21 protein-coding genes are annotated in these 24,593 nt (G+C 65.8%); 14 read left to right on the top strand and 7 right to left on the bottom strand.

Annotated features, from left to right (window positions below):
- The first annotated feature begins 113 nt into the window (after window positions 1-113).
- From smc to DK842_RS04585, 3 genes are all read left to right on the top strand, one after another.
- Window positions 114-3,599 carry a chromosome segregation protein SMC gene (smc, locus tag DK842_RS04595; protein WP_114060302.1) on the top strand — a complete coding sequence of 1,162 codons (3,486 nt, stop codon included), beginning with the start codon at window positions 114-116 and terminating at the stop codon, window positions 3,597-3,599.
- A gap of 120 nt (window positions 3,600-3,719) precedes the next feature.
- Window positions 3,720-5,099: an MFS transporter gene (locus DK842_RS04590; protein WP_114060301.1), complete on the top strand. Its 1,380-nt coding sequence runs from the start codon at window positions 3,720-3,722 to the stop codon at window positions 5,097-5,099.
- The gene (locus DK842_RS04585) at window positions 5,093-5,818 is read left to right on the top strand and encodes a TonB family protein (protein ID WP_114060300.1); all 726 of its coding nucleotides are present in this window, start codon (window positions 5,093-5,095) and stop codon (window positions 5,816-5,818) included. Before DK842_RS04590 ends, DK842_RS04585 begins: the two co-directional genes overlap by 7 nt.
- An 18-nt stretch (window positions 5,819-5,836) precedes the next feature.
- Here DK842_RS04585 and DK842_RS04580 read toward each other — a convergent pair whose 3' ends face one another.
- Window positions 5,837-6,304 carry a MarR family winged helix-turn-helix transcriptional regulator gene (locus tag DK842_RS04580; protein WP_114060299.1) on the bottom strand — a complete coding sequence of 156 codons (468 nt, stop codon included), beginning with the start codon at window positions 6,302-6,304 and terminating at the stop codon, window positions 5,837-5,839.
- Between the two features lie 475 nt (window positions 6,305-6,779).
- Here DK842_RS04580 and DK842_RS04575 point away from each other — a divergent pair, with 475 nt between their 5' ends.
- From DK842_RS04575 to DK842_RS04555, 5 genes are all read left to right on the top strand, one after another.
- The gene (locus tag DK842_RS04575; RefSeq protein ID WP_114060298.1) at window positions 6,780-7,973 is read left to right on the top strand and encodes a cell division protein ZipA C-terminal FtsZ-binding domain-containing protein; all 1,194 of its coding nucleotides are present in this window, start codon (window positions 6,780-6,782) and stop codon (window positions 7,971-7,973) included.
- A gap of 61 nt (window positions 7,974-8,034) precedes the next feature.
- Entirely contained in the window at window positions 8,035-10,443 is a 2,409-nt protein-coding gene (gene ligA / locus DK842_RS04570; RefSeq protein ID WP_114060297.1) for an NAD-dependent DNA ligase LigA, read from the top strand.
- 10 nt (window positions 10,444-10,453) lie between these two features.
- A complete protein-coding gene (locus DK842_RS04565) occupies window positions 10,454-11,890 on the top strand; it encodes a tetratricopeptide repeat protein (protein ID WP_114060296.1) in 1,437 nt (478 codons plus the stop codon).
- Window positions 11,891-11,960: 70 nt separating this feature from the next.
- The gene (gene galU, locus DK842_RS04560) at window positions 11,961-12,833 is read left to right on the top strand and encodes a UTP--glucose-1-phosphate uridylyltransferase GalU (protein ID WP_114060295.1); all 873 of its coding nucleotides are present in this window, start codon (window positions 11,961-11,963) and stop codon (window positions 12,831-12,833) included.
- Between the two features lie 55 nt (window positions 12,834-12,888).
- Window positions 12,889-13,431, top strand: coding sequence for a hypoxanthine-guanine phosphoribosyltransferase (locus DK842_RS04555; protein ID WP_114060294.1), 543 nt, complete (start codon window positions 12,889-12,891; stop codon window positions 13,429-13,431).
- Between the two features lie 55 nt (window positions 13,432-13,486).
- On the opposite strand, the gene DK842_RS04550 is transcribed toward DK842_RS04555, so the two are convergent.
- Genes DK842_RS04550 through hemP form a run of 6 tightly spaced genes read right to left on the bottom strand, consistent with a single transcriptional unit; the run spans window position 13,487 to window position 19,424 of the window.
- On the bottom strand, window positions 13,487-14,254 hold the full coding sequence (locus tag DK842_RS04550; protein ID WP_114060293.1) for an ABC transporter ATP-binding protein: 768 nt from the start codon (window positions 14,252-14,254) through the stop codon (window positions 13,487-13,489).
- Complete coding sequence (locus tag DK842_RS04545) at window positions 14,247-15,203, bottom strand: FecCD family ABC transporter permease (protein WP_232538593.1); 957 nt, start codon at window positions 15,201-15,203, stop codon at window positions 14,247-14,249. The genes DK842_RS04550 and DK842_RS04545 overlap by 8 nt, the downstream gene beginning before the upstream one ends.
- The gene (locus tag DK842_RS04540; protein WP_114060291.1) at window positions 15,200-15,991 is read right to left on the bottom strand and encodes a heme/hemin ABC transporter substrate-binding protein; all 792 of its coding nucleotides are present in this window, start codon (window positions 15,989-15,991) and stop codon (window positions 15,200-15,202) included. Before DK842_RS04540 ends, DK842_RS04545 begins: the two co-directional genes overlap by 4 nt.
- Window positions 15,981-17,015, bottom strand: a complete 1,035-nt coding sequence (locus DK842_RS04535; protein ID WP_114060290.1) for a hemin-degrading factor — start codon at window positions 17,013-17,015, stop codon at window positions 15,981-15,983. Before DK842_RS04535 ends, DK842_RS04540 begins: the two co-directional genes overlap by 11 nt.
- A gap of 46 nt (window positions 17,016-17,061) precedes the next feature.
- Window positions 17,062-19,194, bottom strand: a complete 2,133-nt coding sequence (locus tag DK842_RS04530) for a TonB-dependent hemoglobin/transferrin/lactoferrin family receptor (protein WP_114060289.1) — start codon at window positions 19,192-19,194, stop codon at window positions 17,062-17,064.
- 56 nt (window positions 19,195-19,250) lie between these two features.
- Window positions 19,251-19,424, bottom strand: coding sequence for a hemin uptake protein HemP (hemP, locus tag DK842_RS04525; RefSeq protein ID WP_114060288.1), 174 nt, complete (start codon window positions 19,422-19,424; stop codon window positions 19,251-19,253).
- A 177-nt stretch (window positions 19,425-19,601) separates the two neighbouring features.
- Here hemP and DK842_RS04520 point away from each other — a divergent pair, with 177 nt between their 5' ends.
- From DK842_RS04520 to DK842_RS04495, 6 genes are all read left to right on the top strand, one after another.
- Window positions 19,602-19,811 carry a hypothetical protein gene (locus DK842_RS04520; RefSeq protein ID WP_114060287.1) on the top strand — a complete coding sequence of 70 codons (210 nt, stop codon included), beginning with the start codon at window positions 19,602-19,604 and terminating at the stop codon, window positions 19,809-19,811.
- Window positions 19,812-19,872: 61 nt separating this feature from the next.
- Entirely contained in the window at window positions 19,873-20,604 is a 732-nt protein-coding gene (locus DK842_RS04515; protein ID WP_168191810.1) for an S-methyl-5'-thioinosine phosphorylase, read from the top strand.
- Between the two features lie 53 nt (window positions 20,605-20,657).
- A complete protein-coding gene (pseB, locus tag DK842_RS04510) occupies window positions 20,658-21,656 on the top strand; it encodes a UDP-N-acetylglucosamine 4,6-dehydratase (inverting) (RefSeq protein ID WP_114060286.1) in 999 nt (332 codons plus the stop codon).
- Complete coding sequence (gene pseC, locus DK842_RS04505; RefSeq protein WP_114060285.1) at window positions 21,649-22,815, top strand: UDP-4-amino-4,6-dideoxy-N-acetyl-beta-L-altrosamine transaminase; 1,167 nt, start codon at window positions 21,649-21,651, stop codon at window positions 22,813-22,815. Before pseB ends, pseC begins: the two co-directional genes overlap by 8 nt.
- The gene (locus DK842_RS04500) at window positions 22,812-23,882 is read left to right on the top strand and encodes an N-acetylneuraminate synthase family protein (protein WP_114060284.1); all 1,071 of its coding nucleotides are present in this window, start codon (window positions 22,812-22,814) and stop codon (window positions 23,880-23,882) included. Before pseC ends, DK842_RS04500 begins: the two co-directional genes overlap by 4 nt.
- Window positions 23,875-24,585: an acylneuraminate cytidylyltransferase family protein gene (locus tag DK842_RS04495; RefSeq protein ID WP_168191809.1), complete on the top strand. Its 711-nt coding sequence runs from the start codon at window positions 23,875-23,877 to the stop codon at window positions 24,583-24,585. Before DK842_RS04500 ends, DK842_RS04495 begins: the two co-directional genes overlap by 8 nt.
- Window positions 24,586-24,593 lie beyond the last annotated feature (8 nt).

Genomic DNA, 24,593 nt, shown 5'->3' with positions numbered 1-24,593 from the left:
GCACAACTGGCATGCCCGCTGGCTAGCGGCATTTTGCCTTCCCGCCTGCGCGAGCGCGGCCGGCGGCGGCCTGATAAAATGAACAGTTTGCTCCCTTTCGCAGCGAGGACGTTTTGCGCCTGACCCATATCAAGCTCGCCGGCTTCAAGTCATTCGTCGACCCCACCAGCATCGCGGTGCCGGGCCAACTGGTGGCGGTGATCGGCCCCAACGGCTGCGGCAAGTCGAACGTGATCGACGCCGTGCGCTGGGTGTTGGGCGAATCGTCGGCCAAGCAGTTGCGCGGCGAATCCATGCAGGACGTGATCTTCAACGGCTCCTCCAGCCGCAAGCCGGTGTCGCGGGCCTCGGTGGAGCTGGTGTTCGACAACGGCGACGGCCAACTGACCGGTCCCTGGGGGCAGTACGCCGAAGTGGCGATCAAGCGCGTGCTGACCCGGCAGGGGGAGTCGAGCTACTACATCAACAACCAGCAGGTGCGCCGCCGCGACATCACCGACCTGTTCCTCGGCACCGGCGTCGGCGCGCGCGGTTACGCGGTGATCGAGCAGGGCATGATCTCGCGCATCATCGAGGCGCGGCCGGAAGAGTTGCGCGCGTATCTGGAAGAAGCCGCCGGCGTGTCCAAGTACAAGGAGCGCCGCCGAGAGACGGAAAACCGCCTGTCCGACACCCGCGCCAACCTAGAGCGCATCGCCGACTTGCAGCAAGAGCTGGAGCGGCAGGTGGAGCGCCTGTCGGAGCAGGCCGAGGTGGCGGCGCAATACCACGACATGCGCGGCGCGCTGACCCACAAGCAGAATCTGCTGGCGCTGGCGCGACGAGAAGAGGCGGCGCGCAACGAGGCGCACGCGCGCGGCGAGCTGGCGCGCATCGAAACCGAAGAAGCCGCGCTGGAAGCTGCGGCCACCCATCTGGAAACCGAGCAGGAGACGGTGCGCGAGCAGCATTTCGCCGCCAGCGACGCGGTGCACGAGGCGCAACAGCATCTGTTCGAGGCCAATGCCCAATTGGCCCGCCTGGAAGAGGCGGAACGCCACCGCGAGCAAAGCCGGCAACGGCTGGAGCGCGACCTGTTGGCGGCGCGCGGCGAGCGCCAGCAACTGGCCGACAACCGGCAGCAGGTGGACGCCGAGCTGGACGATTGGCTGCCGCGTTTGGAAGAGGCGCAATTGCGGCAGGAGGAAGCGCAGATGGCGCTGGAGGACGGCGCCGACGAGCTGCCGACCGCCGAGGCCGCCTTCCGCCAGCTTGATCAGCAACAATCGCAGCTGGTCGCGCAGCAGGCCAATCTGACGCGCGAGCGCGACCTGTCGCGCCAGAAAATCGAACACTGGCAACGCGGCCTGCAGCAACTGGCCGGCCGCGACGCCGCGCTGACGCGCGAGTTGTCCGACCTGAACCTGCCCGAGCACCATGCGCTGGAAGCCGCGCGGCAAGAGGTGGACAAGGCCAAGGCCGCGCTGGACGCGGTGCGGGCGCGGCTGGTAGCGGACGAGGCCAAGCAGGCCGATCTGGCCGCCGAGCGCGAGAAACTGGATCAGCAACTGGGCGCCAAGCGCACTGAATTGGCGCGCGCCGAGGCCGAGGCCGCCGCGCTGGCGGCGCTGCTGCAGCGCGAGGCGGCGGACGAGCAACTGGCAGGGTGGCTGGACGCGCATGGCTTGGCCGACGCGCCGCAGCTGTGGCAATCGCTGCAAGTCGCGCGCTGGCAGTCGGCGCTGGAGGCGGTATTGGGCGAGCGGTTGTCCGCCCGCGCCGCCTGCCTGCCTGCCACTCTGCCGCCGGCCGCGCTGGCGCTGGTGGACGGCAAGCGCGCGCCTGCCGCGGGGCTGCCCGCGCGCAACTGGCCGGCGTTGCTGGCCGAAGTAAAGGCGCAAGCGCCGTTTGACGCGGCTTTGGCAGACTGGCTGGCCGGCGTCTATTTGGCGGATTCCCTAGACGCCGCCTTGGCGCGGCGCGGCGAGCTGGCCGCCGGCGAATGCTGGCTGACGCCGGAAGGCCATCGCGTGGACGCCGCCAGCGTGCGCTTCCATGCCGAAGCCAGCGGCGACGGCCTGATGGCGCGCAAGCAGCAATTGGATGAAGCCTCTGCCCGCGCCGAGGCGATGCGGCCGGAAATCGAATCCATGCAAAAGAAGCGCGACAGCCTGCAAAGCATGGGCAATATGCTGGCCGAGGCGGTCCGCGGGCAGAAGGGCTCGCTGACCCGGCTGGAAGCGGAGCTCAATGCCGCCACGCTGGAACACGTCAAGCTGGATCAGGCGGCGCGCCAGGGAGCCGCGCGCCTCGCCGCCATCGAGGCCGAGCGCGGCCGCATCGCCGAGGAGCGCCAGCACGCCGACGACGGCATCGCCGACGCCGAGCTGATGGGCGAGGAGGCGGCGCTGACGCTGGAAGAGCTGGGACTGCAGCTGGAAGACATCCGCCTCGCGCGGCTGAACGCCGAAACCAGGCTGGAGCTGGCGCGCAACAAGGCGCGCGACGCCGAGCGCATGCTGCATGAGATCAAGCTGGCTCTGCATAGCGCCGAACAGAAGGTGGCCGAGCTATCGCGCCGCGGCCGCGAATTGACCGGCCGCGACGAGCAGCTGCAGGAGCGCTTGGAGACATTGGCCATAGAGTCCGAAACGGTGGACGAGACGGTGCCGGAAGAGACGCTGCAGCTGGCGCTGGCCGAACGTGAAACGCGCGACGCGGCGCTGGCGGCGGCGCGCGACCAATTGAACCATCTGACCGAGCGCATGCGCGAGATCAGCCAGCGCCAGCAGGAGGCCAACGCGGCGCTGCCGGCGCTGCGGGAAGCGCGCTCGGACTGGCTGCTCAAGCATCAGGAAGCGCGCCTGGCGATGGAGCGCTTCGCCGAGGAACTGGCTCAAGCCCAGGCCGACGAGGCCGCGCTGTTGGCCGACCTGAACGAGGGGGTGAAGCCTAACGCGCTGGCGGCGGAAATCGCCCGTTTGGCGCGCGCGCTGGAAGGCCTGGGCGCGGTCAACCTGGCGGCGCTGCAGGAACTGGACGAGGCGAAGACGCGCGGAGAATACTTGCAGAACCAGTCGGCGGACCTGAATCAGGCGATGGAGACCTTGATGAATGCCATTGCCAAGATCGACGGCGAAACCCGCGACATGCTGCAGGCCACTTACGACGCGGTCAACGCCAAGATGCGCGAATTCTTCCCCACGCTGTTCGGCGGCGGCCGCGCGGAACTGGTGCTGACCGGCGAGGATTTGCTGGATGCCGGGGTGCAGATCATCGCCCAGCCGCCGGGCAAGAAGAACAGCACCATTCACCTCTTGTCCGGCGGCGAAAAGGCATTGACCGCGATGAGCCTGGTGTTCTCGCTGTTTTCCCTGAATCCGGCGCCGTTCTGCCTGCTGGATGAGGTGGACGCGCCGCTGGACGACGCCAATACCAGCCGCTTCTGCGATCTGGTCAAGCAAATGTCGGAGCGCACCCAGTTCCTCTATATTTCACACAACCGGCTGACGATGGAGATGGCCGAGCAACTGGTGGGCGTAACCATGCAGGAGCAGGGCGTCAGCCGCATTGTGGCGGTGGATATCGTCGAGGCGCTGAGGATGCGGGAAACGGCCTGAGACCGGTCTTGATCAGGCGCAAGCCAGGCGGCATGGGCGGATGGCATACTGCGCCGCCGGGCTGATAGGACTGGATGAAACAGTCCGCCTGCGTTGTTCCGTCATCGTGGAAGCAGAGTCATGACTGTTAGCATCAAGCGTTGGGAGCCGGAAAACGTCATTTTTTGGCTCAGCCGCGGCCGCGGCATTGCCCGACGCAATCTGTGGCTGTCCATCTTCTCGCTGCACCTGAACTTCAACATCTGGATGATGTGGAGCATGGTGGTGGTCAACCTGCCGGCGGTGGGATTCCTGATTTCCGGCCAGCAGCAATTCCTGCTGGTGTCCATTCCCCCGCTGGTCGGGGCCTTGACTCGGCTGGCGTATTCCCTGGTCTGGAGTTGGGTAGGCGGCGGATTGTGGATGGGGCTGTCCACTTTGCTGCTATTGCTGCCGGCCTGGGGCGTGGGCCGGGTGGTTCAGGATATTTCTTCGCCATTCTGGTTGTTGCTGCTGGTGGCGGGCCTGTGCGGCTTGGGCGGCGGCGCCAGCACGTCCCATTTGTCCAATACCAGTTTTTTCTTTCCCAAGTCCGAAAAGGGTCTGGCGATGGGGTTGAACGCCGGCCTGGGCAATCTGGGCGTGTCGGTGGCGCAGTTGTTGATTCCTCTCTGCATACTCTATCCCTTGTTCGGCAGGTGGGCCGGCGAGCCCCAGGTTTGGGGGCGAGGGGGCGAAGTGCATTTCGTCTGGTTGCAGAATGCGGCCTATATCTGGCTGCCGCTGATCGTCGTGGCCGCGCTGGCCTGTCTGCTGTACGCGCACGATTTGCCTAAGCTCCGCATTACGCCGCGAGACCAGTTGGATGCGATGCGTGATAGGCACACTTGGTATATCTGCCTGCTGTACATGGGCAGTTACGGCACTTTTCTTGGTTTTGCCGCCGCCTTTCCCTTGTTGGCCCGAGCCATGTTCCCGCTGGTGGATGCCAGCCCCTACCTGTTCGTCGGCCCGATGGTGTGCGCGTTGGCACGGCCGTTGGGCGGCTGGATGGGCGACCGGGTTGGGGGCGGAATCGCCACGGTCGCTGCCAACTTGTTGATGGCGCTGGGAACCATTGGGGTTTACCTGAGCCTGCCATCGGCGGGCAGCGGCGGTTCGTTCGCTTGGTTTCTGGCGATGTTCCAGCTGATTTTTTTCGCGGCTGGGATCGGGAACGGCTCGTCTTACCAATTGTCCCCCAAGGTTTTTCTGATTCTGGCGGGCAGAGAGGCGCGCGAGCATGGCGCCAGTTTGCAGGCCGCCTATCAGCGAGGCGGTCGGCGAGGCGCGTCGGCAATGAATGTCAGCTCGGTGATGGCTGCTTTCGGCGGTTTCGTCATTCCCAAGGCTTTTGGCTCCGCGTTGGATGTGTTTGGCAGCTTTTTGCCGGCGTTCGGTCTGTTCTTCCTGTTTTATCTGATGTGCTGCGCCGTGGCGTGGTGGCAATACAGCCGTCCGGGGGCGGCGATGCGTTGCTGAGCGCAAGCACGCCGCGGCTGCGTTGGGCCGTGCTGTTGTCTATCGCCATTCACGGTTCGATTCTGGCGGTCTTGCTGGCGGTAGGCGGCGAGGCTCCGCTACGGGATGCGAATCTTGGCGCGATGACCCTGGTTTTGCCGCCGCCAGGCTTGGCGTCGCGTCAGGTCGCGGAGGGACCGGCGCATCACGCGCCTTCGATGGCGCGTGGGGCTCAGGCGATTGAGGCGCAAGCCAAGCCAACCGCCAAGGCCGGAGCAGGATGGGCGGCATCTGACGAGAACAAGCAGGCGGGGAGGCTGGCAGACGCTGAGCATCGGAGGGGCATTGCTGCCGCGGTTGGCGCCGCGGGGGCAAATGGCCCAGAGATGGCGGCGCGCGCGCTGGCGGGGCGCGGGGAGGCTGCGCGCTCAGGCGTGGCTGAAGCGTCCGGGGGCAGCGAGGCGCTGTATGCGCCGGCATATTTGAATAACCCGCAACCCGCCTATCCGGAGCGCTCAAGGCAACTGGGAGAAGAGGGCACTGTGTTGTTGAAGGTCAGGGTGAGCGCGGATGGGCGCGCGCTGGCGGTATCCATCGCGCGAAGCAGCGGCTATCGCCGCTTGGACAGGTCGGCGGCGGAGACCGTGTCAAACTGGAGATTTGTGCCCGCGAAGCGCAACGGCGATGTTGTGGAGTCGGATCTGACCGTGCCGGTGCGCTTTGCGGGGAGCGGACATTAGCTGTCCTTGAGTGCCGGTTCAGGCCGGCGTGCTTTCCTGCTGTTCCAGCGCCTGGCTGAAGCTGGCGCGCAGGCGGCCGAGCTCGTTGCAGAAGCCGGAGAGGTCTTGTTCGCCGAATTGCTGGAAGGCGTTGTGCATGTAATCCAGATGCGCCGGGAAGGCGTCATTGAACAATTGCTGGCCGTAAGGAGTCAAAGCGACGAAGACGCTGCGGCGGTCGTTGGGTTGCATGCTGCGGGTGACGATGCCTTTGTCTTCCAGACGGTCGAGCACGCCGGTCAGCGTACCCTTGGTGATCAGCGTGTGATCGGACAGCTCCTTGCAGTTCATGCCCTGGCTATTGCCGAGTGTGGTGACGACGTCGAACTGCGGCGGTGTCAGTCCCAGCCGGCGGATATTGAAGCTGGCGAACTGTTCAAAGGCCTGATAGGTGCGCGATAGTTCGCGTACGACAGGCAGGAAACTGGCTTGATCGGATTTTTTCATCGAAAGAGTCCCCGTGCTGTTTAAGCGGAGTGGTGCGAAATGTAGGCCCTATGACAGAGTCACCTGCAATTCTGACACGCACTTTGGATAAATTCGCCTGTCTGAAATGTCATGTTCATCCTGGCAAAATTTTCTAGATCGGCCTGTCCTGACTGACAGTAATTTGGAGGGGAGGGTGGCAGAATACCCAGGACATGAGTTGGAATTCTGCCAAGCCACTGCGGCGATTGGCGTTTGTCAAGGGCCAAAGCGTTGGCGAATGGTGCGCGGCGGCGGGCTTTCGTTATAATGAGCGTGAAATGACCGTGTTCCACGGGCCGGCTGGCGGAGTGCCGCGGCCGGGCAGCGACAGGACAATAGCGGGAAGCCGCTGGAAAATGGCCTCATGTGGAGGCATGGCGCGTCAAAAGGGTGGACGCTACCAGCTTTTTAAGGAATGGCGGCTTCGATTATTCGCCTTAATGCGGACTGGCTAATGAGCGAATTGCAGATTGGTGTTTTGATATTGGGCGGCGGCGTGATCGCCCTGGTGGTTGGTTTCAACATGTTCCAGGAGTGGCGTTTCCGCAAGCGGACGCAGCAGGCGTTTGCGCGCGGACACGATGACGTGTTGCTGGATGTTCCCAAGAACAATGTGCGCGATGGCGTGCGCGCCGATCGGATGGAGCCGGTGCTGGTGGACGCCGAGTTGGAGCCGGAGGACGACGGCCCGGTGTTCGAGCCGCAATTGCCAGACGATCCCCCGTATGCGCGCGAAGCGGCTGCGCAGTTTCGGCAGGAGCCGGCTGCGTCTCGACTCGATGTGCCGGTCATGGATGAAGAAGACGAGGCCGAGCTGGCGATGGACTCCGCCGATCACCAGGCGCTGGTGGTGGCGATGCTGGATCCGTCGCTGGACTTCATCGCCGAGGTGGTGTTTCACGAGCCGCACGAGTTGGCGGCGATGCCGCGCTTCAACGTAGGCAAGCGCACGCAGCTGATAGGCCGCACCGAGCGGGGCCTGTGGAAGGTGGCGGAGGCGCTGCCCGGCACCCGCTACAAGCAGATCAACGTCAGCATGCAGATGGTTGACCGCTCCGGCGCGGTGACCGAGCAGGAGCTGGCTGTTTTCTGTCAGCAGGTATCGCGTTTCGCCGAGGACCACGACGCGGCGGTCAGCTTTCCGCAGCGCCAGCAGAAGCTGGTGGCGGCGCGCGAGCTGGACCGTTTTTGCGCCGATGTCGACGTGCTGATCGGCATCAATGTCGTGCCCAAGTCGTCGATTGAGGGCGCGCGGCTGCGCAGTTTCGTCGAGGCGGCCGGCCTGCAGCTGGAGCCGGACGGCGCTTTCCATTATCTGGCCGATTCCGGCAATACCCTTTATTCGCTGGTGGCGGCGGACCAGATGCCGTTCACCTTCCATACGCTGCTGGACAAGAGCTTCCCGGCGTTGACGCTGCTGTTCGACGTGCCGCGCGTGGCCGGCGGCGTGGAGGTGTTCGACCGCGCCGTGTATTTCGCCCGTCATCTGGCGCAGGAGTTCGATGCCCAACTGGTGGACGACAACCGCCGGGTGCTGAGCGAAACCGGCCTGGCCCGCATCCGCGACCAGTTGCTGCACATTTACGGCAGCATGGATGACCGCGGCATCGCGCCGGGCAGCGTCGCGGCCTTGCGCCTGTTCGCCTGAACCATGATTTGATGATTTCGGGGCCGGCTTTGCCGGCCCTTTTGCCGTTCGAGAATTTCCAATGACCGCATATGAAACGCGCGCAGCCGAACTGCGCGAGTTGTTGAACCGCTACGGCCACGAGTACTACGTGCTGGACGCGCCGACGGTGCCCGACGCCGAATACGACCGCTTGTTCCGCGAACTTCAGGCGCTGGAAGAGGGCTATCCGGCGTTGGTCGTCGCCGATTCGCCGACCCGCCGCGTCGGCGGCGCGCCTTTGGCCGAGTTCGACAGCGTCGTGCACGCGGTGCCGATGCTGTCCTTGTCCAACGCCTTTTCCGACATGCAGCTGGCCGATCCGGCCGAGCGCCACGCCGAGCTGATCCAGTTCGACGAGAGGGTGCGCAAGGGACTGGACGCGGCGGAGGTGGAATACGCGACCGAGCCCAAGTTCGACGGTCTGGCCATTTCGCTGGTGTATGAGCATGGCGTCCTGGCTCGCGCCGCCACCCGCGGCGACGGCGTGGCCGGCGAGCAGGTGACCGAGAACGTGCGCACCATACGCGCCATTCCGCTGAAGCTGGACGGCGCGAATCCGCCGGCGCTGCTGGAGGTGCGCGGCGAGGTGCTGATGCTGAAGCGCGATTTCGAGCGCCTGAACGCGGATCAGATCGAACGCGGCGACAAGACTTTCGCCAACCCGCGCAATGCCGCCGCCGGCAGCCTGCGCCAGCTGGATTCGCGCATTACCGCGCAGCGCCGTTTGTCCTTCTTTGCCTACGCCATCGCCCAGGTGGCGGGCGCGGACTGGCCGGACACCCATGGCGGCGAAATGGCCTGGCTGAAACAGCTGGGCTTCCCGGTGGTGGAGGAAAGCCTGCGGCCCGTGGTCAAGGGCGTGGCGGGCTTGTCCGCATATTACGAAGACGTGATGTCGCGCCGCGCCGGCCTGCCGTTTGAGATAGACGGCGTGGTGTACAAGGTGAACCGGCGCGATTTGCAAGATGCCTTGGGCTTCGTCTCGCGCGCGCCGCGCTGGGCCATCGCCCATAAATTCCCGGCCGAAGAGGCGCTGACCGTGGTCGAGGCCATCGAGGAGCAGGTAGGCCGCACCGGCGCCATCACGCCGGTGGCGCGGCTGCAGCCGGTCTTCGTCGGCGGCGTCACCGTCACCAACGCCACCCTGCACAACGAGGACGAGGTGCGGCGCAAGGATGTGCGCGTCGGCGACACCGTGATCGTGCGCCGCGCCGGCGACGTGATCCCCGAAGTGGTGTCTGTGGTGTTGGAGCGCCGGCCGATGCGGCCGGCTGAAGGCGGCGACCTGTTCAGCGCCGGAGAGGCGCCGCAATATCCGGCCTATAGGCTGCCGACGGCCTGCCCGGTGTGCGGCAGCCACGTGATGCGAGAAGAAGGCGAAGCCATCGCCCGCTGCTCCGGCGGCCTGTCTTGCCGCGCCCAGCGCAGCCAGGCGATCCAGCACTTCGCCGGCCGCCGCATGATGGACATCGACGGCCTGGGCGAGCGCTATATCGACAAGCTGGTCGAGTACGGCTACGTCAAGAGCGTGGCCGATCTGTACCGGCTGAAGCTGGAAGACCTGCTGGAGATGAAGCGCCGCGCCGACGAGGACGAGGGCGTCACGCCGGAGACGGTCAAGGCCGGCAAGGTGGCCAGCAAATGGGCGGAAAACCTGATCGAGGCGATAGACGCCAGCCGGACGCCGCCCTTGGCGCGGCTGTTGTTCGCGCTGGGCATCCGCCACGTCGGCGAATCCACCGCCAAGACGCTGGCCGACTGGCTAGGTAGCATGGCGCTGATCCGCCGCTGTCCGGCGGCGCTGTTCGCCGCGCTGCCGGACATTGGCGGCGTGGTGGCGGACTCGCTGGCCGACTTTTTCGCCGAGGACAATAACGAGAAAGCGCTGGACGCCTTGCTGGCCGAGGTGAAGCCTGCCGACGAGCATGCGCCGTCGCCCAAGCTGCGCGAGCGCCTGGACGATGGCGCGCTGTTGGCGCGGCTGGGCATCCCCCGGCTGACCGAGGTGCGCAGCCAGCAGCTGGCGGCGCAGCGCGGCCTGGCCTGGCTGGCGCAGAGCGAGCGCCGCGCGCTGCTGGCGCTGGAGCTGCCGGCGGAGGTGGTCAACGCGCTGGCCGATTGGCTGGACGCGCCCGGCCGGCGCGAGGCCGTGGGCCGCTTGGCCGGCCTGCGCGACGGGATACTGGCCGGCCTGCCGGAGGCGGCGGAGGCCGCCGCGCTGCCGCTGGACGGCAAGACGCTGGTGTTGACCGGCACGCTGCCGACCTTGAGCCGCGATCAGGCCAAAGCTTTGATCGAGGCCGCCGGCGGCAAGGTATCCGGCAGCGTGTCGAAGAAAACCCATTATGTGGTGGCGGGCGAGGAGGCGGGAAGCAAGCTCGCCAAGGCCCAGGAGCTGGGCGTCGCCATTTTGGACGAAGCCGGGCTGCGGGCCTTGCTGGGCGGCTGAGAGGACTGAGATGGCGAAAAGCGCGATAGGCAGGGCGGATTTCGACGCAGGCAACCGACACGCGGCGGCCGGCGATTGGCGGGGCGCCATCGAGTCTTTCGATTTGTGCCTGGCGCGCAATCCCAAGGATTGGCAAGCGCTGGCCAACCGCGCCAATGCCTGGCTGCGCCTGGATGATACCGCGCGCGCGCTGGACGACTACCTGGCGGCAGCGGCTTTGAATCCGGAATCGGCCAATCTCAAGAGCAATCTGGCGGTATTGCTGAAGGAGCTGGGCGAACTGGAGCTGGCTTGCAAGTTGCTGGAAGAGGCGCTGGCGTCGGAACCCGGCCATGTCGATGCCTGGAGCAATCTGGGCGTGGTGCGCCAGCATCAACTGCGCTACCAGGACGCCATCGCCTGTTTTCTGAAGGCGATCGAGCTGGATGGCTTGACGCCGGCGCGCTGCAACAACCTGGGCAATGTCTGCACCAGCGCTTTGTTGCTGGACGACGCCATCGCCGTGCTCCGGGGAGGCCTGGAGATGGCGCCGGATGACGCCAACCTTCAATTCAGTTTGTCCATCGCGCTATTGCTCGCCGGTCGTTACGCAGAGGCGTGGCCGCTGTACGAGGCGCGCTGGCGCTGCATCCTCGCGCCGCGGCATGTCGGGCCGCTCTGGACGGGGACGCCGCTGGAGGGCCGGACGCTGCTGCTTTGGGCTGAACAAGGATTGGGCGACAGCCTGCAGATGGCGCGCTTTCTGCCGCGCATCCGCGCTGAGCATCGGGACGCGCGCATTCTGTTGGCGTGTCCCGAGACTTTCCATCGATTATTCGCGCAGTTTGATGGCATCGAACTGATGCCGTCGGACGCTTCGCCGGCTTATGATTGCCAATTGCCTTTGATGTCGCTGCCAGGCTTGCTAGGCGCGACGCTGGATACTCTGCCGACTGAAACCTATCTGCGGAAGCCAGATTTCGAGGCGACGGCGTTGCCAAGCATGAGCGGCCGTCCTCGGGTGGGCGTGGTGTGGGAAAGCGGCCGCTGGGGCGTAGGCATCGCCGATGCCTGGCGCCAGCATAAGTCGGTGCCGCCGGCTTTGTTCGCCGAGCTGTGCCGGATGCCCGGCATGGATTTCTTCGCCTTGCAGCCGGGCGCGTTGCCTGCGGCGTTGCAAGGGCTGGTGGCGCAGCCAAGAATAGGCGATTTCGCCGATACCGCCGCGCTGGCGGCGCAGATGGACCTAGTGATTTGCGTGGACACCGCCATCCTGCATCTGGCCGGCGCGATGGGCCGACCGACCTGGGCTTTGTTGCGAGCGGAGAGCGCGCCCTTTTTTCTGGCCGATGCCGCCACGGCGCCCTGGTATCCGTCGGTGAGACTATGGCGCCAGCCGGCACCTGGGGACTGGGAAACGGTTGTGCGGGACGTGGCTCGGCAGCTGGCGGCGCAACAGACATTTTGACCTTGAGCGATCTCGGGCTAGAATGCGGCGCTGTTATCGAGTCGGATTGACAAAGAATCGCGGAGTTGAGATGAAGAAAATCACCAAGGCGGTATTTCCCGTAGCGGGTCTCGGCACCCGTTTCCTGCCGGCCACCAAGGCCAGCCCCAAGGAAATGCTGCCCGTCGTCGACAAGCCGTTGATCCAGTACGCGGTGGAGGAGGCGATCGCCGCCGGCATCACGGAACTGATCTTCATCACCGGCCGCAACAAGCGCTCCATCGAAGACCATTTCGACAAGGCTTACGAGCTGGAGACGGAGCTCGAATACAAGAACAAGCAGAAGCTGCTGCAACTGGTGCAAGAGATCATTCCGCCCAATGTCAGCTGCATCTACATCCGCCAGACCGAGGCGCTCGGCCTGGGCCACGCGGTGTTGTGCGCGCGGCCGGTGGTCGGCGACGAGCCGTTCGCGGTGATCCTGGCCGATGACCTGATCGAGGGCGCGCCGGGGGCGATGGAGCAGATGGTGCGGTTGTTCGACGAAACCCATGCCTCCATCCTGGGCGTGGAGACCGTGGCGCCGGAAGAGACCGGCTCTTACGGCATCGTCCAGGTGGCGAAGAACGCCAAGGGACACCAGAGCGTGGAGCACATCGTCGAGAAGCCGCGACCGGAGGAGGCGCCATCGAATCTGGCGGTGGTCGGCCGCTATATCCTGACGCCGCGCGTGTTCGACAAGCTGGTGAATACCGGCGCCGGCGCCGGCGGCGAGATCCAGCTGACCGACGGCATCGCCGCGTTGATGAAGGACGAGCCGGTGCTGGCGCTGCCGTTCAAGGGCACCCGTTACGATTGCGGCTCCAAGCTGGGTTACCTGAAGGCTACCGTCAACTATGGTTTGAAGCACCACGAGGTGGCGGAGGATTTCGCCGCCTTCCTGCGCGAGCTGAAGCTCGGCTGAGTTTTTTTCCATTGCGCCGCGTCGAGCGGCGCCGCTGTTCTGTTAAGGAGTCATCATGCCTAATATTTCCGAAGCCCGCGGCCTGATCAACAGCGCCGACGTGCTGTTCAGCGCGGAGGAAGTCAGCGCCGCCGTAGACCGCATGGCGGTGGAAATCACCGAAAAACTGGGCGAGGAATACCCGCTGGTGCTGTCCGTGATGGGCGGCGCGGTGGTGTTCACCGGCCAGTTGCTGCCGCGCTTGGCCTTCCCGCTGGACTTCGACTATGTCCACGTTTCCCGCTACGGCGACAAGACCCATGGCGGCGAGCTGGTGTGGAAGCAGGCGCCGAAAGAGGATGTGCGCGACCGCGTGGTGCTGGTGCTGGACGACATCCTGGACGAAGGCCACACCATGGCAGCCATCCGCGACAAGGTGATGGGCATGGGCGCCAAGGCCTTCTACAGCGGCGTGTTCGCCAACAAGCTGATCAGCAAGGAAAAGCCGATGCATGCGGACTTCGTCGGCCTGGACGTGCCGGACCGCTACGTGTTCGGCTACGGCATGGACGTGCGCGGCGCCTGGCGCAACCTGCCTGCCATCTACGCGCTGAAGTAAGACGGCGAAATTTGACAGGAAGCCGCTCCGGAATGCCGGGGCGGCTTTTGTTTTTTCAGGCTGCGCGGGCTTGTCTTGGGGGATGTGCCAGGCGAACCGGCCAGCGGTACACCGCCAGCAGCCGCTCCGGCGTCAGCACCTCCCGCGCGTTGCCGGCCGCTTCCAGCCGGCCGGCGTTCAGCAGCGCGGCCTGATCCGCGTATTCTGCCGCCAGCGCCAGGTCGTGCAGCACCTGCACCACCGTTTTGCCTTGCGCCGCAAGCTCGCGCAGCAGTAGTTGCAGCCTGTGCTGGTGGCGCAAATCCAGGTGGTTGGTCGGCTCGTCGAGCAGGATGACCGGCGCTTGCTGCGCCAGCGCGCGGGCGATGGCCACCCGCTGGCGCTCGCCGCCGGACAGCGCGTCCAGCCGTTTGGCGGCGTGGGCCTCCATTTCCACGATGGCCAGCGCCTCCTGGGTTGCCGTCTTGTCCGCGGGAGAAGGCCGGGCAAACGCGCCTTGGTGGGGCATGCGCCCCAACGCGACGAATTCGCCGGCCGTCAGCGGGATGTCGGCTGGCAGGTGCTGCGGCACCCAGGCGATGAGGCGCGCGCGCCGGCGCGCGTCCATCCGGCTCACGCATTGGCCGGCCAGGCGCGCGGCGCCGCGGCTGGGCGCGGCCAAGCCGGCCAATAGCCGCAGCAGCGTGGTCTTGCCGGCGCCGTTGGGGCCCAGCAGCGCGCTGACGCGGCCGGCAGGCAGGTCCAGGCAGATGTCTTGCAGCAATGGGCGGCCGGCGGCGTGATAGGCCAGGTCGCGGACTTTCAGGGCGTGGGTGTCAGGCATCGCGTGCGCTTCCTTGTTGGCGGCGGAAAAGCCAGATGAAGAACGGCGGGCCGGCGAAGGCGGCCATCAGGCCAACCGGCAGGTCCAGCGGCCAGGCGATGTTGCGCGCCAAGGTGTCCGCCGCCAGCAGGAACAGCGCGCCGGCCCAGGCAGACAGCAGGATCAGCCGGCGGCGGCAGCCGCCCACCAGCAGCGCCAGCGCGTTGGGTATCATCATGCCGACGAAGCCGATGACGCCGGACAGCGCCACCGCGCCGCCGGTGGCCAGCGCGGCGCCCACCGCCGCCAGCCGGCGGGTGCGGACGGTGTCTATGCCCAGCGAGCGGGCGGTTTCCTCGCCCAGCAACAGGCAGTCCAGGTCGCGGCCTATCGCGCACAGCAGCGCCACGCCGAGCCCGGCGGCCAGCAGGCAGGGCCACAGCTGGGCGGGCATGGCCGCGCCCAGGTTGCCGGCCAGCCAGCTGCTGGCGGCGCGCAGCGTCAGGTCGTCGGATAGAAACAGGATCAGGCTGGAGACCGCGCCGCAGAACGCGCCGACCACCAACCCCATCAGCAGCAGGCCGGCCAGCCCGCCTTTGGCCAGCCGGGCGAGCAGCAGGATCAGCCAGGTGGCGGCCAGGCCGCCGCCGAAAGCCGCCAACGGCAGCGACAGCCCGGACAGGCCCAACGCCAGCACGGCGATCACGGCCAAGGCGGCGCCGCCTGAGGTGCCGATCAAGCCGGGATCGGCCAGCGGGTTGCGGAACAAGGCTTGTAAAGCGGCGCCGCTGGCCGCCAGCGCGGCGCCCACCGCGAGCGCCGCGACAATGCGCGGCAGCCGCAGTTCGGTCACCAGCGGGTCGGCGAGGTCCGGCCACGACCAGGCGCCGGCCGAAAGGGACAAGGCCAGCGTCGGCAAGCCCGCGCTGGCGGCGATCAGGCCCAGCCACAATAGTCGGGAGGCGTTCACATTTTCACCATCCGCTCGACTACGGCCGGGCTGCCCAGTCCGATCAGCATGCCCTGCTGCGGCGGCAACTGGTAAATGCGGCCCTGCTTGCCGGCGGGCGTGGCGGCGACTTCCGGCCGCCTGGAGAAGGCGTCCTTGCCGCCGTAAGCGGCGGCGGTGTGGCTGCCGAGTATGATCACATCCGGCTTCAGCGCCTGCCAGGCGTCGCGGTTGAGCGGCTTGAAGCCGGACAGGCCGGCCGCCGCGTTGACGCCGCCGGCGGCGCGGATCAAGGTGTCGGACGCGGTGTCGCGGCCGGCCACCAGGCTGCCGTCGTAGCTGACCAGGTAGCGGACGGCCCGCGCCGGCCGCGCCAGCATCTTGCGTTGCCAGTCGTCGGCCAGCTTGCCGGCGGCGGCGTCGCGGCCCAGCAGAGCGCCTACCTTGCGGATGGCGTCGGCGAAGTCGCGGCCGTCCTCGCGCGCGCTGACCTCCTCGGCGCGCAGCTTCAGCCGCGCCAATTGCGGCCACAGCGCGGCGGGCTTGGCGGCGGCGCTGCCCAGCACCAGGGTCGGTTTCAGGCCGGCGATGGTTTCCGCGCTCAGCGCGCGGGAGAATCCCACCACCTGGGCGCGGGCCAGTTCCGGCTGCTTGCTGTCGCGGTCGCGGCCTATCACCTCGCCGCCGGCGCCCAGCGCGACGACGATCTCGGCGATGTCCGGCGTCAGCACCACTACCCGTTCGGCGGCCGGGGCGGCCAGCGGCAGCGCGGCCAGCAGCAGGCTGGGAATCCAGGACTTAAGCGACATCGGCCTGCTCCAGCGGCGGCAGTTCGCCCAACAGTTTCACCCACTCAGGGCGCTCCGCGCGGCCGGGCTTGCGTTCGCCGAAGAAGGTGGCCAGCGATTCGCCGGCTTCGTCGAACAGCTCCAGCGAGCTGACCACGCCGTTGTCGCCCGGCTTGCGCGTGATCCAGGCCTCTGCGATCAGATCGGTGCGCAGGTGCAGGTTGAAGTTCTGGTCCAGCACGTTCAGCCAGTCCCCCACCACCTGCACGTTGCGGACGGCGCCGGTATGGATCTGGATCATGCCGCCGTTGCCGGCGAACACCATGATGGGCGTCTCGGTGGCGGCGGCGCGGCGCAGCAGCTGCTCCACCGCGTCTTCGCGGACGCGCCAGGCCTGTCCCGGCGGCGCCAGGCGGAAGCCCTGCCGGCGCGACACCTGCCAGCGGCGCAGGAAGGGGTGGAAGGCGTGCACGTCGTTGAGGCGGTGCCATTCGGCCTGGAAGGCGTCCCGGTCGATGGCTTCGTCGGGCTGCTCGGCGGCGGGGCGGGCGGGCGGCTCCAGCGCGAGTTCGGAGGCGGGCGCGGAGAAGCGCGCCGTCAATGCCTCGTAGGCGGCGACGTCGCTGTCGGCGGTCAGGTACACCTTGTGCACCGCTTCGCCGTGGCGGTCGAAGAACTGCAGGCTGCGCTGCGTGCCGCGCGGCGTCTCGCTGCGCACGGCGAAGCCATGGCGCCAGTGGAACAGGAAGATGCGCAGGTCGATCACCGGATTGATGGCGATGCCGATCTTGCCCTCGAACGACACATTGGCGTATTCGCCCTTGGTTTCATGCACGCAGGCGTGGTTGCGGGTCAGCGCCATCACCCGGCCCAGCGGGGCCAGGGCGGCGAGGACTTCCGGCCACTCCGGCCTCAGCGGCGCGGCGGCCGGATCGGCGGCCACCAGTTCGCATTCGCTGACGCCCAGCGCGGCGGCGGCGTCACGCGCGCGCAGTTGGGGCTGGCTGGCTTTGAGCATCTGATAGCGGTCCCATAGCTGGCTCATGTGTGTCTCCTGTGGGGGCGGGCGGCGGGACCGCCCGCGGGGTGGATCAGAATTGGTATTCGACGCTGGCGCTGAAGTTGCGGCCGGGTTGGGTGTAGAGGTCGACAGGATCGAGGCTGCCGATATTGCGCACGTCCGCATCCTTCCAGTACTTCTTGTCGAACAGGTTGAAGACGCCGGCGCGGATGATGGTCTGCTTGGCCGGTTTCCAATAGGCAGTCAGGTCCAGCGTGCCGTAGCCCGGCGCGCCGAACTGAGCCGCCTGGTCCAGCTTTTTGGCCGTCGCCGCGCGCACCAGCGCTTCGCCGCCGAAGCGCTCCGAGTCATAGCGCATGCCCCAGACAGCGGTGAACGGCGCGACTTCGCGCAGATGGGTGTTGTCCTGAAGATTGCGCCCGTGGGCGTAGGCCAGCGAGGCGCTGGTGCTCCAGCCTGGAGCGAAGCGCCAGTTGATCCTGCCTTCCACGCCCTTGATGTCGGTGCGGCCGATGTTTTGATACTGGGTCGTCATCAAGCCGTTTTCCGGCGGCAAGGTGACCAGGGAAATGAAATTCCGATAGCGGTTGTAGAACGCGGTCGCGGCGAAGTCGAAGCCGCTCCACTTGCCTTTCAGGCCCAGTTCCACGCCGCGGCTGGTTTCCGACTTCAGGTTAGGGTTGGCGATGACTTGATAGCCATAACCCTGGCCCCGGTTGACGAAGACCATATTGGCCTGGTCGAACGGCGGCGCGCGGAAGCCTGAGCTGAACTGGGCGAAGGCGGTGTAGTTGGACGCCAGCGGCAGGCTGACGCCAAGCTTTGGAGAGAGGGCTTGATCGCTGAACGATGGCACGTTTTGCGGATTGGGATTGTTCAGCAGGTAGGCCGCATCCATTTCCGGACGCATTTTGTAGCGGTCCCAGCGCAGAGATGGCGACACCACCATGCCGTTGGAGAGTTTCATATCGTCGCTGACGAACAGGCCGAGACGGTCTGACTGGCTGTCCGGGAACAGTTTGCTCGGGTAGCCCGGCATCAGCGAGGAGGAACCGTTTGCCGCGATCGCGTATTTGCTGCGGGGACGCGAGGTGTCGCTGCGGCTGAGGTCCGCCCCCCACAGCAACTGGTGCTGCGCGCCCAGAGCTTGGAAACGCTGCATCGCGTCCAGGCTCAGGCCGACGGTTTTCTGCTCGAAGCCGTAATCGTTCAAGGTGCGGTTGCCGTTGGCGACGCCGCTGATGTCTTTATCGCTGTTTTCCAGACGCTGCCCGTATACCTTGAGCGTCAACTCGTCCAGCGGCCCCAGCTGCTTGGCCCCCCAGGCGGCGGAGACCCGGGTCCGTTTGGTGTGATCCTGGGCCTGGCTGTAAGGCGCGCGCGTGGAGAGTTGGTTCAGCAGATCGGCATCGGCGGAGCGCTGGTATTGCTCCAGCGTGAATTCCAGCCTGTTGTTCGCATTGGCGTTGGCGCCGAATTTGGCGAGGATGTTTTCGCTGTGCCAGTCCTTGGGATTGGGCTCGGTCCGGTTGGAGCCCGTGTTGGCGTTTTGTCCCTGGTTTTTCGTTTCGTGTCCATTGCGGCGGGTGTAGTGCAGCAACAGATCGCCGCGCTCGGACTTGGCGGCGACTGCGCCCGAGGCTCCCCAGCTGCTGTCCGCGGAGGCGTCAAAGGCTTTGACGCTGCCGCCTACGCCTTTCTCTTCCGGGACGAAGTCGTCAGCAGTCAGCGTGCGGTAGCCGATGACTCCGCCGATGGCGTCCGAGCCATACAGGCTGGAGGTAGGGCCCTTGACGATATCGATCGCGCGCAGCGTTTCCAGTTCGACGAAGTCGCGCCCGGACTCGTAGATGCCCTGGCGGCCGCTGTAGCCTTCAGGAAGACGAACGCCGTCTATCAGCATCAGGATGCGATTGCCGTCGATGCCGCGTATGGTCCAGCCGGCATTGCCGCGGCGGCTGGGGTCGGTCGCCACGTCGACGCCCGGTTCATACTTCGCCGCGTCCGCGATGTCGCGGATCAGGCGGTCGTCCAGCTTGTGGCGGGAGATGACGGAGGCGTTGGGCGCGGTTTCCGCCAGCGGCTTTTCGCTGCGATGGGCGGTGACCTGCGTCGTCTCCAGCGTGGGCAGGGTGGTATCGGCAAAGGCGGGCCAGGCTGCCGCCAGGCTCAGCACCAGAGGGGTGGCACGGAACAGGGCCATGGAAACTCCAATGTCGTTGTTGTTTCCGCTGGCTGGCGTCGGCTGGCTTGCGGTTGTTATTTGATCAGTATCAGTTTGCCGTTGCGGGTGAGTTGCAGACGGTAAAGCTCGCCTTGGTGTTCGATCAGCACTTCGCGGCCGCCGCCGAACAGCTGGCGGCTGTGCAATAGAGGCGGCGACGCGGCGGCGGGCGGTTTGGCCGGGGCGGTGGGCGGATAATGTGCGTTCATATGGAAATGATAACTATTATCATTTGTAAGGGCAAGCGGATTTTCCTGGGTTCGCCTGGCTTCCCATTGTCGTTTTGCGATGCTTGTGTAATTTTTCTGCCGGAGGCGGATTGATTTTGGTCTGGGCGGAAAGGGCCGAGGCCTGCGCGAAGGAGGTGGCCGCGGCGGGGCAGGAAAATGCCGGATGTGGAGACCGGATGGTATGACGCTGCCAAGAGCGCGCGCGGCGGTTTTTTTCCTGGCGAAAATATGTTCTCTCGATATGCCAGGGCCGCCGGCATCGAGAAGGAAAAGCAGGAAAAGCCGGCTCCAGCCTTCTCCGCGCACTATCCTGAAGCAGCCGGATTCAGACATAATCAGGCTGACGGGGATATGGGAAGCGGGTAAAACCGTCGCATCGGACGGCGCTTGGCTGGCCGATGGCCGCGCGGGAACAAAGGAGAATAATATGTTGGCTATCATCGGCGGCAGCGGGCTGGCCCAGCTGCCGGTACTGGATGTCACACATCGCCAGGTTGTGCGCACACCTTACGGCGATCCTTCCTGCGCGCTGACCTTTGGCAGATTGTCCGGTCAGAATGTGGTGTTCATCGCTCGCCACGGCTACGGCCATTCGCTGGCGCCGCACGAGATCAATTACCGCGCCAATCTGTGGGCGCTGCATAACCAGGGCGTCAAAGGCGTGATCGCCATCGGCACCGTCGGCGGGATCCGGCCCGACATGGGGGCTGGCCGACTGGTGGTGCCGCACGACATCATCGACTACAGCTGGGGGCGCAAGCACACCTTCTTCGAAGGGCCCGAGCGCCCCGTGGTTCATGCCGAGTTCACTTCTCCCTATGACGCGGCTTTGCGCGGGCGGCTTAAAAGCGCGCTCCAGAGCACCGGCATCAGCGGCGTCTACGATGGCGTTTACGCCTGCACGCAGGGGCCCAGGCTGGAAAGCGCCGCGGAAGTTCTAAGGTTGGAGAGGGACGGGGCCGATATCGTGGGTATGACCGGCATGCCGGAAGCCGCCCTGGCCAGGGAGCTAGAGCTGCCTTATGCCCATTTGTGCCTGGTCAGCAATCGGGCCGCAGGCAAGGGCGGCAACGCCACGGTGCAGTTCGACGCCGCGACAGGTGCCGCGGGAGTCGAGGCGGTCACCGCCACGTTGCTTGAGCTACTGGCCCAGTCGTGACGTCGGCGTCGACGATTCGCGGCGTGCCGGATCCATCTGGGGAGGCGGGAGACATGTTTGATAATAAGTCGTTGTTGATCAGTGGCGGCACCGGTTCGTTCGGCCGGATGTTCATCCGCACCTTGCTGGCTCGCTACAAGCCTGCCCGGGTGGTAGTGTTTTCGCGAGACGAACTGAAACAGTTCGAGATGCAGCAGGAATTCACCGATCCCTGCATGCGCTTCTTCTTGGGCGATGTGCGTGATCCGGAGCGGCTGAAGCAGGCGATGCGGGGCATCGACTATGTGGTGCATGCCGCCGCGCTGAAGCAGGTGCCGGCCGCCGAGTACAATCCCACCGAATGCATACGCACCAATGTCAACGGCGCGGAGAACATCATCAATGCCGCGCTGGAGTGCGGGGTGGAGCGGGTCGTGGCCTTGTCTACCGACAAGGCGGCCAGTCCGATCAATCTGTACGGCGCGACCAAACTGCTGTCCGACAAGCTGTTCGTCGCCGCCAACAACATCGCCGGCGGCTACAAGACCCGCTTCGCGGTCGTGCGTTATGGCAATGTGGTGGGGTCGCGCGGCTCGGTCGTCCCTTTCTTCCGCAAGCTTATCGCCGAGGGGGCCGATAGCCTGCCCATCACCGACCCGAGGATGACGCGTTTCTGGATCACCTTGCAGCAGGGCGTGGACTTGGTGTTGAAAAGCTTCGCCCGGATGCAGGGCGGCGAGTTGTTCGTGCCCAAGATCCCCTCGGTGCGGGTGGTGGATCTGGCGCAGGCGATGGCGCCGGATCTCAAGCAGCATGTGATAGGCATCCGGCCGGGCGAGAAGCTGCACGAGATGATGATCGCCCGCGACGACAGTTACCACACGTTTGAATTCGATGATCACTACGTTATCACGCCGTCCATCCGTTTCGTGGTTCAGAACGAATACAGCAGCAACGGGTTGATGGAGCAGGGCGCGCTGGTCGCGGAAGGCTTCAAGTACACCTCGGACAATAACCCCTGGTTCCTGACGGTGGAGGAGCTGCAGGAACTGGACCGGCAGCTCTATGTTTAGCATCCCTTATGGCAGGCAGAACATAGACGAGGCGGATATCGCCGCGGTGGAGGCCGTGCTGCGCTCCGATTGGCTGACGCAAGGACCGGCGATCGAGCGTTTCGAGCGCAAAGTGGCGGACTACTGCGGCGCCCGCCACGCGGTGGCGGTCTGCAACGCCACCGCCGCGTTGCACATCGCCTGCCTGGGCTTGGGCGTGGCGGAGGGCGCGCGGGTATGGACCGCGCCCAATACCTTCGTGGCTTCCGCCAATTGCGCGCGCTACTGCGGCGCCGATATCGATTTCGTCGATATCGACGGCGAAACCTTCAACCTGTCCCCGGACGCGCTGGAGGCCAAGTTCGAGCAGGCTGCGCGGGAGGGGACGTTGCCGGCGGTGTTGATTCCTGTCCATTTCGCCGGGCAGTCCTGCCAGATGCGGGAGATCGCCGAAGTGGCGCGCCGCTACGGTTGCAAGGTGCTGGAGGACGCTTCGCATGCGATAGGCGGCCGCTATTTGGGCGAAGCCGTCGGCGGCTGCCGCCATTCCGACGCCGCCGTGTTCAGCTTTCACCCGGTCAAGATCATCACCAGCGGCGAGGGCGGCATGGTGCTGACCAATGACCCCGAGCTGTACCAGCGTTTGCTGCGGCTGCGCTCTCACGGCATCACGCGCGATCCGGCGCAAATGCGCGGCGAGGCGGAAGGCGGCTGGTGCTATCAGCAGTTGGAGCTGGGCTTCAACTACCGGATGACCGATATCCAGGCGGCGCTCGGCGCGAGCCAGATGGACAGGCTGGACGCCTTCGTCGAGCGCCGGCGGCGGCGCGTGGCGGATTACCGCCGCGAGCTGGAGGATCTGCCGTTGAGCTTGCCGCGGCAATTGCCGGAAACCGATCCCGCCTGGCACCTGCTGGCGGCCCGGCTGGACCAGCCGCAGTGGAGGCGGCCGCTGTTCGACGCGCTGCGCGCCGAGGGTATTCTGGCCAATGTCCATTACCAGCCGGTGTATCAGCAGCCCTACTATCGGCAATTGGGGTTCCGGGATGGCTTGTGCCCGGTGGCTGAGGCTTATTATCAGCGGGCGTTGTCGCTGCCGCTGTATTACGACCTGACGGACGAAGCCTTCGATCGCGTGATCCAGGCTGTTCGCACCTCTTTGAGCGAGATCGCATCATGACCGTATATTTTGGCAAACGAGCGGTAGGCGATGGCCATCCTTGCTTCATCACTTATGAGGCGGGGCCGACGCATGACAGCCTGGCGTCCGCCAAGCAGTTGGTGAAGCTGGCGGCGGAGGCGGGCGCCGACGCCGTCAAATTCCAGATATTCGACGCCGACAAGCTGTGCGCCGACAAGCAGCAGCTGTTCAGTTACGAAGTGCTGGTCGACAAGGCCAGCGGCCGCATGGAGACGGTGGAGGAGCCGTTGTACCAGATTTTGCGCCGCCGCTGTCTGGAGCGGGAAGAGTGGCGCGAGCTGAAAGCCTATTGCGACAGCCTGGGCCTGGCCTTCTTCTCCACCGTATCGTTCGAAGAGGACATCCGCCTGCTGGAAGAGCTGGGCTGCGCTTCGATCAAGATCGCTTCGGCGGACGTCAATCATTTCCCGTTGCTGCGCCAGGCCGCCCGCACCGGCATGTGCGTGCAGCTGGACACCGGCAACGCGACGCTGGGCGAGATCGAGGCCGCGGTGGACGTGATCCGAGCCGAGGGCAACGAGAGCATCATCATCCACCAATGCCCGTCCGGCTACCCGGCGCGTCTGAACAGCATCAATCTCAACATCATCGCCACCTTGAAGAAGATGTTCCCCTACCCGGTGGCGTTTTCCGACCATACCCCAGGGTGGGACATGGACGTCGCCGCGCTGGCGCTGGGCGCCAATCTGCTGGAGAAGACCATCACCATGGACCGCTGCACTCGCAGCGTGGAGCATGTGTTCTCGCTGGAGCCGCAAGAGATGGCGGCCTTCATCCACGCGATTCGCGACGTGGAAACCGCCTTGGGCAGCCACAGGCGCATCCTGCATCCGGAAGAGATGGAGAAGCGCAAGCGCATACGGCGCAGCGTGTTCCTGGCGCAGCCTGCGCGGGCGGGCCAGCGGCTGTCCGAGCTGGCGGTGGATTTCCGCCGCCCGGGGCACGGCATCGGGCCGGATCAGTACGAAGGCCTGCGCGAGCGCGTGCTGGCGCGCGATCTGCCTGCCGGACACCTGCTGGCCTGGGATGATCTGCAGCATGGCTAAACTGGCGCTGATCCCCGCGCGGGGCGGCTCCAAACGGTTGCCGCGCAAGAACGCGCTGCCGTTTCTCGGCCGTCCCATGCTGGCCTACAGCGTGGAGGCGGCCTTGCGGTCTGGCTGTTTCGACCGGGTGCTGGTGTCCACCGACGACGACGAGATCGCCCGGCTGGCGGTCGATTGCGGCGCGGAGGTGGATCGCCGCCCGCCGGCGTTGGGCAGCGATACCGCCAGCGTGGCCGAGGTCTGTCTGGAATTGTTGGACCGCGAGGCCGCTGCTGGACGGACATACCGGCAATTGTGCGTGCTGTACGCGACCGCGCCCTTGCGCGACGCCGACGATATCCGCGCGGTGATGGGGCTGCTGCAGCCCGGGCATTGCGATTTCTCCATCGCGGCGACGACGTATACCCATTACCCGTATCAGGCGTTGAGGTATGGAGAGGACGGCGCCGCGAGTCCGATGTGGCCGGAGCTGTGCAATCGGCCCAGTCGGGAGTTCGGCGCGCTGGTGGCCGGAAACGGCAGCACCTATGCCGTCGATGTCGAGGCTTTCCGCCGCGAGCGCGAATTCTACGGCACGGGCATGCGCGCGCACCTGATGCCGTTCGCGCGCTCGGTGGACATCGACACGCTGGATGATTTTCGCCTGGCGGAATGTCTGGCGCGGGGGCTGATGGGATATGCGCCGGATACTGCTGCGGGCTGACGCGGGCC

Source organism: Chromobacterium phragmitis (genome assembly GCF_003325475.1).
GTDB lineage: Bacteria > Pseudomonadota > Gammaproteobacteria > Burkholderiales > Chromobacteriaceae > Chromobacterium > Chromobacterium phragmitis.
Note: the sequence above shows the minus strand (reverse complement) of the source record. Positions and strands in the feature narration are given on the sequence as shown.